Raw genomic sequence first — 12,908 nt, 5'->3', positions numbered from 1 at the left:
CATGCAGAGGGGCTTTTTGCGATTTAAACCGGATAATCGAGTTCACCTAACCGGGGTACTCGAAGTAATCCATGGTCGATGTTTCCTGAAAGCCAACAGACCGATACAAATTAAGCGCGTTTTCATTATCAGGAGCCACCTGAAGCAAAACATCTTGTATGCCCAACTCATGTAGCTTCTGGACCCCCTTGGTAAGAATTGCCCGGCCATATCCCTTGTTTCGGTGAGGTGGAAGAACGCCAAGGCCAAAAATGCCTGCAGGGTTGGAGCTGCGTTCAAGATTGATCTTCCCGACGACCTGACCGTTCACCTCCGCCAGAAAGATGCTCATGCCGCGCTTGGCCTCCTGCGCCGGATCCACTTTAAACCCAAGCGCCTCCTCAACACGCACCTCCGCAGTGGTTTGAGCAGACCTTGCGGCGCCAAAATAAATCGCATTTTGACGTGCGATCTCGTCAGCATCTTCTGCCATGGCGATCCGCAAGGTTAGGTCCGAAGCCACATCTTGCTCTTCAAAACCTGCAGTTCCCACAAGTACCATTTCATACTCTGAGAAGGAGTAGGTCGCGCCAAACCCTTTCAGAAAGGCCTGACCGCTCTCTGAGTGACGGTCACTGAGCATCAAGAGTTTCGATGACCCACGCCGACGCCATTCTTGGATGGAAAGGCGTACCAACTTTGAGAAAACACCCTTCCTGCGATAGTCAGGATGCACCATGCCGTTCGCTTCAACGGGAGCTGCGGCGCCGCCAAATCCACAAAGGCCAAGGTAGCCAATCAGCTCGCCCTCAAACATATAGAAGAACTCGTTGATGCCGGTGACCATGTCCTCCTCGGGACGTGTGCTGGCAAGGCTTCGCTTGTAGTCCAGCTCCAGCTTTAGCGCAGCCCCATCATGAGCTTCGCAGGCGGCTTCCAAAGCGAGTATTCGATCAAGATCATCCGCATCAAAGAACTGCTTGAGCTCTATATCCCCATCCAAATCAGGCATTCAAAACTCCAGCGTATCGGCCATCTAGGCCATCAGTTTTTTCAAGGCGCGCACGCCCTTCCAATAGGTCCAGTGCAGCTTGAGCGGTGACTCACTCTTTCCAGGCTTGAGATAATCCACATCATCTGCTGTCAGGATATTTAGCTGTGCAGGCACGCTCGTGAGCACAAGAAATGCAGGCGCAGCAACGCTGGGTGTTTCTTTCAAGGCAACCTGTGCTTTACCGTAGTGAATCTGGGCAATGCCCAGAAACTCCTCCACCGCGCTTGTGAGTTCAGGTGTTGAATTGCCGCGAAACATCTCGGTTGAGGAGACCCCATGCTTTTCCAAAAGGTCTTTAGGGAGGAAACACTGCTGGCGCGCAGCATGCCAAGGCAGCGCGCGTACAAGGCCCACCATGGCATAGGCAACACCGCCGTGGCCACAGGCATCCGCAAACGCGCGGCCTGACAGATCGCGATTCAGAACGAGTGAAGCGAGTTGAAGAAGGACTGAGCTGGTCTCTCCAGCATACCCTTCAAGGTCCTGTTGGCTCGGCATCGGATCGTTGTAAAGATCAAAAACCCGAGCATCGATGAGACGCAAAAATGCCTCTACTGGCAGATCATGTGTATCGATCGCTTGCAGAAGCGCCGCAGCCACAGGATTGTCGCCGACAGATCCGTGCCCTTGTCCGGCCAAGGTGTCACGCCACCATTGCAAACGCATCTCGCCGGGCAATGCTTCACGCACCAGTTCGCGCACGCGCGCGATCTCTGATGAAAACGCATAAAGCGCCATCAGGGCGTCCCGCGCTTCACGCGGGGCATAAAGAACACTCAGGTATCGAGGATAATCGAATTTACGCACCACTTCGGCGCAATAAGTCGCGTGGTCCATGCGGGCTCCTCAAGCCAACAGGTCAGGCCGCCTCAATCGACGGCGAGGAATGCCGCTGCGATGGCCCGCTTTTCGGAAAAAAGAACGTTGAATGTGCGAACGGCAGCTCCGGTCGACATGCTGTCAACCATAATGCCTTGCTCGCGGAAAGGTGCTTTGAAAGCATCGGAAAACGGTACAAGGCTGTTCCCTGTTCCAATCAGGAGCACTTCCAATTGCTCGCTCTCATCCAGCACCCGCTGAAGAGATTTCAATGTAATATCTTCGAAGGTCGACGGCTCCCAGCCATAGGTACCTGAAGGCACACTTAACAGGGAGCCGCGATGAGACATGTCGGCGAACCGGAAGCCGCCTTCCCCATAGGCCGACAGTTCGACCTGTTGCGGAAGGTGAGCATCTCGAATGATCAGGGGTTCGCCGCGTTTTGCCAATCTCTTGTCTCCTTAGGCCTGAATGGCCTTGTTGTCGTCCTCTTCCTTGCGGAAAGCCGATGGTCGCAGCTTCAGCATGATGAGGAATGGACATGCCAGGAAGACCGAGGAGTAAGTGCCGATAACGACACCGAAGATCATGGCAAGAACGAAGGACTGAATGACCTCCCCACCAAAGATGTAGAGCGCAAACAACGCCAACAAGGTGGTGAGAGACGTGTTCACCGTACGCGCCAGTGTCTCGTTGATGGAGCGGTCCAGCAGCTCATCAAGGGGCAGTTTCTTGTAGCGGCGCAAGTTCTCACGCACGCGGTCGTAGACAACCACGGTATCGTTCAAGGAGTAACCAAGGATCGTTAGGACGGCAGCAATACTGGACAATGTGAAGTCCAGCTGGAGCAGTGAGAACAAGCCGATGGTCACGATGATATCGTTCAAGGTCGTCAGAATAGCCCCAACCGCAAAGTGCCACTCAAAGCGGATCCAGATGTAGAACAGGATCAATACCAAAGCACCGCCAACAGCCATGATGCCCGCTTGAGCCAGCTCGCCGGAAACACGAGGCCCCACAATTTCTGTACGGCGGAACTCTACATTTTCTCCAAGAGCTTGACGCACGTTGGTCAAGACTTCCTGTTGATCGGCATCTGCATCGCCCTGATGCTCAATACGAATGAGCACCTCCTCGGGGCTTCCGAACTCCTGCACCTGAATATCACCGAGATTCAAGTCGCCGAGCTTGCCGCGGATTTCGCCAATATTCGCAGGCCCATCGGTGGTCTTGATCTCAATCAGGGAGCCGCCCTTGAAGTCGATACCATAGTTGAGGCCGACCGTCAGAAACAGCGCGATAGAGGCAATCGCAACAAAAGCCGTAAACGGGTAGCTCACGCGCCGCCAGCTCATGAAACGAAGGTTGGTCTTATCTGGGACCAGTCGTAGCAATTTCATTTTTTGTCTCCAGATCAGATCGGCAATGTAGATGGGCGCTTGCGGCGATACCACGTGGACACCAGGAAGCGCGAGAACGTCACCGCGGAGAACACCGTCGTGAAAATACCAACCATCAAGGTAACGGCGAAGCCCTTCACTGGACCGGAACCGATGAAGAACAGGATCAGTGCTGCAACAAGGGTCGTGATGTTCGCATCAAGAATGGTTCCCATGGCACGCTGATAGCCCGCATCGATGGCACTCACGGCGGAGCGCCCTGCCCGCATTTCCTCGCGAATACGTTCATAGATCAACACGTTCGCATCCACAGCCATACCGACTGTGAGCACGATACCTGCGATACCAGGTAGCGTAAGCGTGGCTTGAAGTGTTGTCAGAACGCCGAAGATCAATGTCACGTTCGCAAACAGTGCAACGTTCGACATGACCCCGAAGACGCCATAGGTCAGAATCATGAAGATCACGACTGCTGCAGCACCAACGTAGGACGCGATTTTACCGCTCTCAATGGAGTCAGCACCAAGACCCGGACCGACGGAACGCTCTTCGATCACATTGAGCTTTGCCGGCAACGCACCAGCGCGCAGCAGGACGGCAAGGTTGTCAGCGCCTTCCACGGTAAAGCTGCCGGAAATCTGTCCAGAGCCGCCTGTGATTGGCTCACGAATTACCGGGGCAGAGATAACCTCGTTATCCAAAACGATTGCGAAAGGACGATTTACGTTCTGACGGGTCACATCCGCGAACTTGCGCGCACCAGCGGTGTTGAAGCGGAAGTTCACTACCGGCTCATTGGTTTGCTGGTCAAAAGCAACCGAGGCGTCCTGAAGCTCTTCACCAGTCAACAGCGGTGTTTCGTCAAGAAGGTACGGAAGTTGATCCTCCACTCCATAGACGATCATTGTACCTGCCGGAGGGCGGGACTGGAGCGCCTGCGAGGGAGACATGGAATCGTCAACCAAATGGAACGTCAACTGAGCAGTCTGGCCGATGATATCCTTGAGACGCTGCGGATCGCTTTCACCCGGAGCCTCCACGAGAATACGGTCGGTGCCCTGACGCTGAATGCTTGGCTCGGTTGTACCAAGTTCGTCAACGCGGCGGCGAATAACCTCGATGGACTGTTCAACGACCTTCGCGAGGCGCTGCTGCAAACCATCATCAGTGAACGTAAACCGGAAAAGACCATCGCCTTGGTCATCGAGCTGGAACTCATTCACTGTCTGACCGCCAAAAACGCCGGTGTTCAGTGGGTTCAACTGCTCGTTCAGGCGGGCGCGCGCTTCATCGATCTTGGCGGCATCACGAATGCGCACCTGCACCGAATCTCCTTGAATACCCAGCCCGGTGTAGCCAATGCGGGGATTTTCACGAAGCGCTTGGCGAACATTGCCAACCAATTGGCGGAATTGCTGCTGCTTGTAGTCTTCACTATCGACTTCATAGAGCAGATATGCGCCCCCTTGAAGATCAAGACCCAATACAATCTGCCGTTTGGGCAGGAAATCGGGCCAACTCTCAAGCGTAGACTTCGAGAAGAAATTTGGCAGTGTTGCCAAAACGCCGGCTAGGACAACGAGGAGGATCAAGGCGATCTTCCAACGCGCGAAATAAAGCATGTTTCTCTGCCTGGTTTAGGAAACTCCCCGCACGCGTATCGACAAAGTCCATACGCCTACGGAGAGTTCAAAGTTGCAATCAAGAAGCGGCTTATTCGCCTTCTTTTACCGGCTCAGACTTGGAGCGGACTTCTTGAACCATTGCACGCACAACGCGAATTCGGACGTTCTCAGCAATGTCGACCTGAATTTCGTTATCGTCGACTACTTTGGATACCTTACCAATCAGACCGCCAGAAGTAACGATGGTATCCCCACGGCGCAGATTGTTGACCAACTCCTGATGTGCCTTCATGCGCTGACGCTGTGGTCGGATGATCAAAAACCACATGATCACGAAGATCAGGATGAATGGAAGGATGGACATCAGCATGTCCGGTGCGCCACCAGCACTCTGCGCGTAGGCGGGGGTAATAAACATTCTCTTCTCCTTAGCCCGAAACTGCCAACTGCAGCGGGAGTTCAAACCACCGGTTTATGTAAAGGCTTTGTGGCCCCGTTCAACCGAAATCGGTTAGTTTGCGCCGGACTATACAAGCCATAACAATGTTTTCAAGATTTTGCGGCTCTCAAGAGGACTTTCCCCAGCCACAACCGACATGCTAGTGCTTGTGGCATCGAAATATTGCCGCGATGCTTGTTCTCTGAAAATTTATGTTGTGAGCAACCGCAGCCGGCCAACTCAAATCATAAGACTTCCAGAATATGACAAATCAGAACGCCGATTTTACTGCTCTGACCGAGCGACTTGACCGACTTCTTTCACTCGTTGAACGCGCTGTCCCGCAAGAAGACAGGCCGCCAGATTTTGAGGCCGCAGATGCTTTCATCTGGCACCCCTTGCCAAAAGGGGTACAACCTGTAGCAAGAGTAAACAAGGTACCACTTGACCTGTTAAAGGCCGTAAATCATTCTAAAACTGCTCTTTTTGACAATACACAGCGCTTTGCCAGAGGCCTTCCTGCGAACAATGCGCTCCTGTGGGGCGCTCGTGGTATGGGAAAATCGTCGCTGGTCAAAGCGATACACGCGAGCATCAATGAAGATCGGCCAGAAAACACCCCTGCCCTTAAACTCATCGAAATTCACCGGGAAGACATAAGCACCCTACCCGACCTCTTGAGTCGGCTTCGCGATAGCGCGTTCCGTTTCATTGTCTTTTGCGATGATCTGTCTTTCGATGGTGATGACGCCACCTACAAAAGCTTGAAAGCTGCACTGGAGGGCGGCATTGAGGGACGGCCTGAAAATGTCTTGTTTTATGCGACGTCTAACAGGCGGCACCTGCTGCCGCGCGATATGATGGAAAACGAACGCTCCACTGCCATTCACCCCGGGGAAGCCGTGGAAGAAAAGGTCTCCTTGTCAGATCGATTCGGTCTTTGGCTCGGCTTCCACAAGTGCTCGCAGGAGGACTATTTGGAGATGATCTCCGGTTATGTAGCCCAATACGGATTGAAGATCGACGAAAAGGAGTTGCGCACGCAGGCGCTTGAATGGTCCACAACACGAGGCGCACGATCAGGCCGAGTTGCGTGGCAGTTCATCCAGGATCTGGCGGGCCGACTGGGCCAAAACCTATCGTAGGTCTCAGGCCTGCCATCAGACACTGTAATCTACCTGGAGATATGAAAAAGGCGGCTCCATAAGGGCCGCCTTTTTCAAATCAAACTTCTCGCAACTAGGAATTTGGCAGGTGCTGCAATGGATCAACGGGCTTGTTGTCCTTGCGCAGCTCAAAGTGAAGCTGAGGCTGAGATACCGATCCCGTCGCGCCTGCCTTGGCGATAACCTGACCACGCCGCACTGAATCTCCCCGGCGGACCAGAAGTTCGCTGTTGTGGGCGTAAGCTGACACCCAGCCATTGGAGTGACGGATCAAAACCAGATTACCGAAGCCTTTCAGCTCATTACCGGAATAGACAATAGTGCCATCTTCAGTCGCCTTGATCTCTGTTCCTTCCGGAACAGCAAGGTTGATCCCGTCATTATGTGCGCCGCCCGGCTTCGGGCCAAAGTCGGAAATGATCCGACCACTTACAGGCCAACGGAAGAAGCGTTTTGGTTCCGTACCTTCCTGCGGGTTCAAAGAGGCGGTTTTCACCTCCTCTGCCTGTTGAGGCTGTGCCTGTTGCACTGGCTCGACACGCTGAACAGCTGGAGCTACCTCCATCTGGGTCGCAGGAGCACTTACACGCTGTACCGGCTGAGAAACCGTTGAGGTGGATACTTGGCGCACACCAGACGAGTTCACTCTCGATGATGCCACGGCGGGCTGAGCCGTAACTGTCGGCTGTGTTTGACGCTGAACCGTTTCAGGTTGAGGTGCACGGGCGACCTGTACTGGCTGTGTAGGCGCTGCAACCGAACCGACACGCTTTGGCTCAGGGACCGCCGAAATGCCCGCCAAAGACACCGGCTGGGTAACGGTCTGTGCGACTTGCATTGTTCCTGGTTTGGACTTTGGCAACGCAGTAATCTTCACAGTCCGTTCTTGGTAGACCGGTTGCTGATTTTGAAACACTGGCGGATTAGCCGCCTGCTGACCACGTTGTGGTTGGTAGGTTGGCTGCAATGGCTGCTGCTGAACCGGCTGCCGATAGACAGGCGCAGGCTGTTGGTATTGCGGCTGATAGGTTTGCTGACCCGCACTGGACGGCTGCCCAACATTACCAGGCGGTAAGCGCAACTGCGCCAACTGTGCTCCAAACTCTTGGCGTTCTGCCTGAATCAGGTCCGTATCAGTGGCAACCGCGAGACTGGCCGTCTCGGAGCTGGGTACAATCCCGCTACTAGATACGTTCGATGGATTAGTTGCCACCTGAGGTGAGTTGAAAGCTTGCAGGGTTTGCTCCCGCACCGGGATGATAACACTGTCTCCGGCCTTGAATGCCGAGGGAGAAGTCACCCTGTTTGCGTGCATGATGGCAGCAGCAGGAACGTTGTGTTTACGGGCTAGACTGTCGAGGGTCTCTCCGCGCTGAAGCACGACAATCGACCCGCCTTTCGCCTGCCAACCGAGGTTCTTGTCTGGAGCCTTGGCAAGGCTTGCAGGAACGCGTTGGCTCGCACTGCGCTGAAGCGATGCTGATGGAAACGAACCGCGCTGTGAACCTTCAGCAGCCGCATAGCTAGACGAGAAGTCCGGCTGCCACGCGGAGCTTTGAGGTGCACTTGCAATGGGCTGCAGTGAACTTGTTGTAATTGGTTCCGACGGCTCAGAGACCGGCGGCAAAGACGCCACTTGTGTTGGCGCAGAAGTCAACTCTTGCGCCTTGACCTGCGCTGCAGGTGGAAGCGACTGGTTCTCGTATTCAGAGACCTCGAAGCGATCAATGCGCGAGCTGCAGCCAGCAAGGCCAGTCGCCACGATCAACGCGCAAGCAGCTACGCCGCGCTTTAGCTTTTTAGAAGACTCAGATTTGGAAAGCATAACCGCCCCACACAAAACTAGAAAAGGCAAACTCTAGTTTTTTGTAGTCCAACTACGGTTGATATTTGCTTAATTTAAGAAATTGTTTAGCTAAAGCTTTGCCGCGATACCCGGTGTCAGAGGCAAAAAGCGAAAGGCTCCAAGAGGTTTCTGCTCTGTGGATCTTCCGGCCTTTTCAAATACCGTTAGAATCGGTAAGCGCCCCTCGCCCCGAATTGGGACATATATTTTGCCCCCGGGTAAGAGTTCATCGAGCAAAAAACCCGGCAATCGATCGACACATCCATTGAGAAGGATTCGATCGAACTGCCCCCGCTCCTCTTCATCGCTGACCGCAGAAAGGCCATCCGCATGCAACACGGTTACGTTTGTGATCCGTGAGGAGCGAATTCGGTCTTCGGCCAGTTGAGCCAAAGTTCTGTAACGCTCCAACGTCACAACCTCACCTACCAACTTCGAGAGGATTGCGCTCTGATAGCCCGAGCCTGTGCCAATCTCCAAAACGCGGTGGTCGCCTTTAAGCTCCATGAGGCCGCAAATTTTTCCGGTCATGGATGGCGGCGTGCTCATCTGGCCGCAATCGATCGGAAACGCCCTGTCGGCATAGGCAAGCGCCTGATGCTTGGCATAGAGGAACATGCGCCGATCAACCGCTTCCAAGGCACCAAGAACAGCATAATCGGAAACGCCGTTTGAACGCAGATCCATAACCCACGCTGCGCGCCGTTCCCGTTCCGCTTCATGAGCTTCTGCCGCCCCTGGAACCTCTGAAAGATCGGTTTGGTCCATTGCCATCCTGTCCAAGACCGCTCCCCATGCGGGAGAGCGTCTAGAGAGCGCCCCTCAATGTTTCATCGAGGGAGGCCATCAATTCACGAGCCGTTAGATTGAGGTGCAAAGGTGTCACCGAAATGTAGCCCTGTTGAATAGCTTCAATATCGGTACCCGCGTCGCCTGCAAACCAGCGATTGTTGAATGCAAGCCAATGGTATGGATTGCCGCGCCCGTCTTTGCGGCTCTCGATATACATGGAGTCCGCTGGACGCTTGCCTTGCGGCACCACACGAACGCCTTCCACCTCTTCAGGACTGCGTTTCGGGAAGTTGATGTTGAGCAGCGTGTCCCGCGGCAAGTCGAATGAAAGCAGCTGCTTTAGCAGGCCTGGGCCGTGCGCTTCAGCTGGATCATAGTTTGGCCCTGCATCTTCACCGAACCGATAGTGTTGGGAAAGCGCAATAGAAGGAATACCCAGAAGCGTGCCTTCTATCGCACCGGCGACGGTACCGGAATAGGTAATGTCATCGGCAATGTTCACACCGCGATTGATGCCGGAAAGAACCAGATCCGGAGGCGTATCCAGAACCTTCTTTACACCCATGATCACGCAGTCAGTCGGCGTGCCCCGCAGTGCGAACTTCTTGTCTTCAATCTCGCGCAAGCGCAGTGGGTCGTTTAGTGAAAGCGAGTGGGAAACGCCACTTTGGTCCGTTTCCGGTGCAACAACCCACACATCATCGGATAGCTGATGCGCAATGCGCTCAAGTGCCGCCAAACCATCGGCATGAATTCCATCATCGTTCGTAAGCAAAATCCGCATTGCGCGTCAGTCCTCAAATTATCCGATTTTCTCAAGGCCATTCATGTATGGCCGCAGCACTTCCGGCACCACAATAGAGCCGTCAGCCTGTTGATAGTTCTCTAGAACGGCGATCAAGCAGCGCCCTACAGCAACACCAGACCCGTTGAGGGTGTGTGCAAACTGAAGCGCCTTGTCACCGTCAACACGGTAGCGGGCATTCATGCGGCGTGCCTGGAAGTCCCCACAGACAGAGCAAGATGAAATCTCACGATAAGCATCCTGCCCCGGCAGCCAAACTTCAATGTCATAGGTCTTGCGCGCACTGAAGCCCATATCACCCGTACATAGGGTCATGACACGATAATGAAGACCGAGCTTTTGAAGAACTTTCTCCGCGCATTCCCGCATGCGTTCCAGTTCATCCAAAGAACTGTCCACATCTGTGATGGAAACAAGCTCGCACTTTTCAAACTGGTGTTGACGAAGCATGCCGCGTACATCGCGGCCCGCAGAACCCGCTTCAGAACGGAAACAATAGGTCAGGCCCGTAACGCGGATTGGCAGTGCGGTGGAATCGAGGATCTCACCGGCAACCATATTGGTAAGCGGTACTTCCGCAGTCGGAATCAGCCAACGGCCTTCGGTAGCCCGGAAAAGATCGTCCGCAAACTTCGGCAGCTGACCCGTACCAAACAACGCTTCATCACGAACCAGCAGCGGCGGAGAAACCTCCAAGTAACCGTGCTCTTCCGTATGCAGGTCGATCATGAACTGGCCCAGAGCACGCTCCAGACGTGCAATCTGGCCTTTCAGCACGGTGAACCTTGAGCCGGAGAGTTTCGCGGCGGTCTCAAAGTCCATTCCGCCCTGCGCTTCGCCCAGCTCGTAATGTTCCTTCGGGGTGAAATCGAAAGACGGCTTTTCGCCCCACATGTGAAGCTCAACGTTGTCGTTCTCATCCGCACCCACTGGCACGTCAGAAAGACCGATATTCGGGATTCTGCTGAGAGCTTCCTGAAGCGCTGCGTCGAGCTTGCGTTCTTCTTCTTCACCGGCCTGGATGAACGCCTTGATCTCGGCGACCTCCTTCATGAGCGCCTGCGCGCCTTCCTCATCACCAGAAGCCTTGGCCTTGCCAATTTCCTTTGATGCGGAGTTGCGGCGCTGCTGCGCCTCTTGAAGTTTGGTGACATGAGATCGGCGCGCATCATCCAGTTCAAGGAGTTGTGCAGCACGTGGCTCGTGATCGCGAGCCTTCAGACCGGCATCAAAAGCCTCTGGGTTCTCGCGTATCCATCTGATGTCAAACATGGCTATCTTAGTCCCGGCAGGGTTGGTAGTTGTGCCCGCCGGAGCTTAGAAACCAAAATGATCAGGCGTCTTGTTCGTCCTGGTCATCCTGCCGTTCCCGCTTTCGCTCGACGAGCCGAACACAATAGATTGAGACTTCGTAGAGAAGCAAAGTGGGAAGCGCAAGACCGATCTGCGAAATCGGATCAGGAGGTGTTAAAATTGCAGCAGCTGCAAACGCAATCACAATGGCATATTTGCGCTTGGACTTGAGCGTATCAGCACTCACCATTCCTGCCCGCCCCAGAAGTGTCAGCACAACAGGAAGCTGAAAGACCAAACCAAAGGCAAAAATCAGCACCATGATCAGGCTGAGATATTCACTCACGCGCGGCAGCAACTGAATGGCTGCCTTCCCTTCTCCGCCAGCTTGTTCCATGGACAGGAAGAACTGCATGGCCATTGGCATGATCAGGAAATAAACCAGAGCCGCACCGATGCCGAAAAGGATTGGGGTCGCGAACAGATATGGCAGGAATGCGCGCTTTTCGTGCTTGTAAAGCCCGGGTGCCATGAACATGTAAATCTGCGTTGCAACAACCGGGAATGACACGAACAGCGCTCCGAACAAAGCCAGCTTCATTTGAGTGAAGAAGTACTCCTGTGGCGCTGTATAGATCAGCTCAATGGACCGTGATGCACCTGCAGCCCGCTCGTAAGGCCAGATCAGAATATTGAACACATCCGTTGCAAAGATGAAGCAGATGATGAACGCAATGGATAGTGCAATCACCGACTTCACGAGACGTGAACGCAGCTCAATCAAGTGCTCAATCAAAGGAGCGCGCGAGGCTTCGATCTCGTTTTCACTCATGCGCTTCCCCTCCAGCAGATTTATGAGTTTTCTTGGAAGAGTTTGATCCCTCTACAGAATCAGTCGAGAGCACGGGCTCTGGAGCCTCTTGAACTGTTGGCGCAGCGACCGGAACACTGCTGACTCCATTCACGCTATCATCAGACGCTTCGCTCTTGGGGGCGTCGGATTTTGTTGATGTGTCAGGCTTGGCTTCAATGCTCTTTTTGAGTTCACGCTCTTCTTCAGAAAGAGACTTCTTCAAATCCCCCAGCGGATCAAAGTTTTGGGCGGCATCCGCTTTGCGACGCATCTCATCGATACCGGCCTGCTTTTCAGCTTCTTTGATCGCATCATTGAACGTGGACTGAAAATCACCCGCCATGCGTCGCACAGTACCAATTGTCTTGCCGAGTGTTCTCAGCATACCGGGCAATTCCTTGGGCCCCACAACGATGATTGCTACCACACCAACGAGCAGCAATTCTGTCCAGGAGATATCGAACATGTACTCAAGCCGCTTTCAAAATACACGACGCCAGCCGAACCCACATCTGCGGCCGCGATGGCCGCAGACCGACGGAGTACGGTCTTAGCTCGCCTTGGTCTGGTCGCCGGTCTTTTCAGCGCTGGACTGAGGAGAAACGGTCTCTGAGGCCTTGTGGTCCAGAACCTTCGGTTCTTTCTCCTCGGAAGCCGCCTCTTGAGCATCATCCTTCAGGCCTTTTTTGAAACTATTGATTCCCTTAGCGACGTCACCCATCAGCTCGGAAATCTTACCGCGACCGAACAACAGCACCACAACCACTGCGATGATGACGATCTGCCAAATACCAATAGAGCCCATAGACCAAACTCCTGTTTCTTGGACTATTCATT

The 12,908-nt window shown here is 54.0% G+C and carries 14 protein-coding genes; 1 reads left to right on the top strand and 13 read right to left on the bottom strand.

Annotated elements, in window-relative coordinates; genetic code table 11:
• Nucleotides 1-46: 46 nt before the first annotated feature.
• The 6 genes from PUV47_RS02405 to yajC form a co-directional block, all read right to left on the bottom strand.
• Nucleotides 47-991 (bottom strand): GNAT family N-acetyltransferase, encoded by a 945-nt coding sequence (locus tag PUV47_RS02405; protein WP_274216849.1) that lies wholly within the window; start codon nt 989-991, stop codon nt 47-49.
• Between the two features lie 24 nt (nt 992-1,015).
• Complete coding sequence (locus PUV47_RS02400) at nt 1,016-1,870, bottom strand: phytoene/squalene synthase family protein (RefSeq protein WP_274216848.1); 855 nt, start codon at nt 1,868-1,870, stop codon at nt 1,016-1,018.
• A gap of 32 nt (nt 1,871-1,902) precedes the next feature.
• Nucleotides 1,903-2,301, bottom strand: coding sequence for an Mth938-like domain-containing protein (locus tag PUV47_RS02395; RefSeq protein WP_274216847.1), 399 nt, complete (start codon nt 2,299-2,301; stop codon nt 1,903-1,905).
• Nucleotides 2,302-2,313: 12 nt separating this feature from the next.
• Nucleotides 2,314-3,252, bottom strand: a complete 939-nt coding sequence (gene secF, locus PUV47_RS02390; RefSeq protein ID WP_274216846.1) for a protein translocase subunit SecF — start codon at nt 3,250-3,252, stop codon at nt 2,314-2,316.
• Between the two features lie 14 nt (nt 3,253-3,266).
• Nucleotides 3,267-4,874 carry a protein translocase subunit SecD gene (gene secD / locus PUV47_RS02385; RefSeq protein ID WP_274216845.1) on the bottom strand — a complete coding sequence of 536 codons (1,608 nt, stop codon included), beginning with the start codon at nt 4,872-4,874 and terminating at the stop codon, nt 3,267-3,269.
• 91 nt (nt 4,875-4,965) lie between these two features.
• Nucleotides 4,966-5,295, bottom strand: a complete 330-nt coding sequence (gene yajC / locus PUV47_RS02380) for a preprotein translocase subunit YajC (protein WP_274216844.1) — start codon at nt 5,293-5,295, stop codon at nt 4,966-4,968.
• Nucleotides 5,296-5,579: 284 nt separating this feature from the next.
• Here yajC and PUV47_RS02375 point away from each other — a divergent pair, with 284 nt between their 5' ends.
• Nucleotides 5,580-6,461, top strand: a complete 882-nt coding sequence (locus PUV47_RS02375) for an ATP-binding protein (RefSeq protein ID WP_274216843.1) — start codon at nt 5,580-5,582, stop codon at nt 6,459-6,461.
• A gap of 94 nt (nt 6,462-6,555) precedes the next feature.
• On the opposite strand, the gene PUV47_RS02370 is transcribed toward PUV47_RS02375, so the two are convergent.
• The 7 genes from PUV47_RS02370 to PUV47_RS02340 all read right to left on the bottom strand — a co-directional run bounded on the left by PUV47_RS02370 (nt 6,556) and on the right by PUV47_RS02340 (nt 12,876).
• The gene (locus PUV47_RS02370; protein ID WP_274216842.1) at nt 6,556-8,307 is read right to left on the bottom strand and encodes a peptidoglycan DD-metalloendopeptidase family protein; all 1,752 of its coding nucleotides are present in this window, start codon (nt 8,305-8,307) and stop codon (nt 6,556-6,558) included.
• Nucleotides 8,308-8,397: 90 nt separating this feature from the next.
• Nucleotides 8,398-9,096, bottom strand: a complete 699-nt coding sequence (locus PUV47_RS02365) for a protein-L-isoaspartate O-methyltransferase family protein (protein ID WP_274216841.1) — start codon at nt 9,094-9,096, stop codon at nt 8,398-8,400.
• 40 nt (nt 9,097-9,136) lie between these two features.
• Complete coding sequence (gene surE, locus PUV47_RS02360; RefSeq protein WP_274216840.1) at nt 9,137-9,904, bottom strand: 5'/3'-nucleotidase SurE; 768 nt, start codon at nt 9,902-9,904, stop codon at nt 9,137-9,139.
• A gap of 18 nt (nt 9,905-9,922) precedes the next feature.
• Nucleotides 9,923-11,197, bottom strand: a complete 1,275-nt coding sequence (serS, locus tag PUV47_RS02355) for a serine--tRNA ligase (RefSeq protein ID WP_274216839.1) — start codon at nt 11,195-11,197, stop codon at nt 9,923-9,925.
• Nucleotides 11,198-11,258: 61 nt separating this feature from the next.
• On the bottom strand, nt 11,259-12,050 hold the full coding sequence (gene tatC / locus PUV47_RS02350; protein ID WP_274216838.1) for a twin-arginine translocase subunit TatC: 792 nt from the start codon (nt 12,048-12,050) through the stop codon (nt 11,259-11,261).
• The gene (gene tatB / locus PUV47_RS02345) at nt 12,043-12,537 is read right to left on the bottom strand and encodes a Sec-independent protein translocase protein TatB (RefSeq protein WP_274216837.1); all 495 of its coding nucleotides are present in this window, start codon (nt 12,535-12,537) and stop codon (nt 12,043-12,045) included. The genes tatC and tatB overlap by 8 nt, the downstream gene beginning before the upstream one ends.
• 84 nt (nt 12,538-12,621) lie before the next feature.
• Nucleotides 12,622-12,876, bottom strand: a complete 255-nt coding sequence (locus PUV47_RS02340) for a twin-arginine translocase TatA/TatE family subunit (RefSeq protein ID WP_274216836.1) — start codon at nt 12,874-12,876, stop codon at nt 12,622-12,624.
• Between the last annotated feature and the right edge of the window lie 32 nt (nt 12,877-12,908).

The sequence above is a fragment of the Pseudovibrio exalbescens genome, assembly GCF_028737195.1.
In the GTDB taxonomy this organism is placed as follows: domain Bacteria; phylum Pseudomonadota; class Alphaproteobacteria; order Rhizobiales; family Stappiaceae; genus Pseudovibrio; species Pseudovibrio zosterae.
Note: the sequence above shows the minus strand (reverse complement) of the source record. Positions and strands in the feature narration are given on the sequence as shown.

Excerpts from the sequence above, each read along its gene's own strand:
- surE (WP_274216840.1), bottom strand. The coding sequence starts at position 9,904 with ATGCGGATTTTGCTTACGAACGATGATGGAATTCATGCCGATGGTTTG.
- PUV47_RS02375 (WP_274216843.1), top strand. The coding sequence starts at position 5,580 with ATGACAAATCAGAACGCCGATTTTACTGCTCTGACCGAGCGACTTGAC.
- tatB (WP_274216837.1), bottom strand. The coding sequence starts at position 12,537 with ATGTTCGATATCTCCTGGACAGAATTGCTGCTCGTTGGTGTGGTAGCA.
- secF (WP_274216846.1), bottom strand. The coding sequence starts at position 3,252 with ATGAAATTGCTACGACTGGTCCCAGATAAGACCAACCTTCGTTTCATG.
- PUV47_RS02370 (WP_274216842.1), bottom strand. The coding sequence starts at position 8,307 with ATGCTTTCCAAATCTGAGTCTTCTAAAAAGCTAAAGCGCGGCGTAGCT.
- PUV47_RS02365 (WP_274216841.1), bottom strand. The coding sequence starts at position 9,096 with ATGGACCAAACCGATCTTTCAGAGGTTCCAGGGGCGGCAGAAGCTCAT.
- tatC (WP_274216838.1), bottom strand. The coding sequence starts at position 12,050 with ATGAGTGAAAACGAGATCGAAGCCTCGCGCGCTCCTTTGATTGAGCAC.
- serS (WP_274216839.1), bottom strand. The coding sequence starts at position 11,197 with ATGTTTGACATCAGATGGATACGCGAGAACCCAGAGGCTTTTGATGCC.
- PUV47_RS02400 (WP_274216848.1), bottom strand. The coding sequence starts at position 1,870 with ATGGACCACGCGACTTATTGCGCCGAAGTGGTGCGTAAATTCGATTAT.
- yajC (WP_274216844.1), bottom strand. The coding sequence starts at position 5,295 with ATGTTTATTACCCCCGCCTACGCGCAGAGTGCTGGTGGCGCACCGGAC.
- PUV47_RS02405 (WP_274216849.1), bottom strand. The coding sequence starts at position 991 with ATGCCTGATTTGGATGGGGATATAGAGCTCAAGCAGTTCTTTGATGCG.
- PUV47_RS02340 (WP_274216836.1), bottom strand. The coding sequence starts at position 12,876 with ATGGGCTCTATTGGTATTTGGCAGATCGTCATCATCGCAGTGGTTGTG.
- secD (WP_274216845.1), bottom strand. The coding sequence starts at position 4,874 with ATGCTTTATTTCGCGCGTTGGAAGATCGCCTTGATCCTCCTCGTTGTC.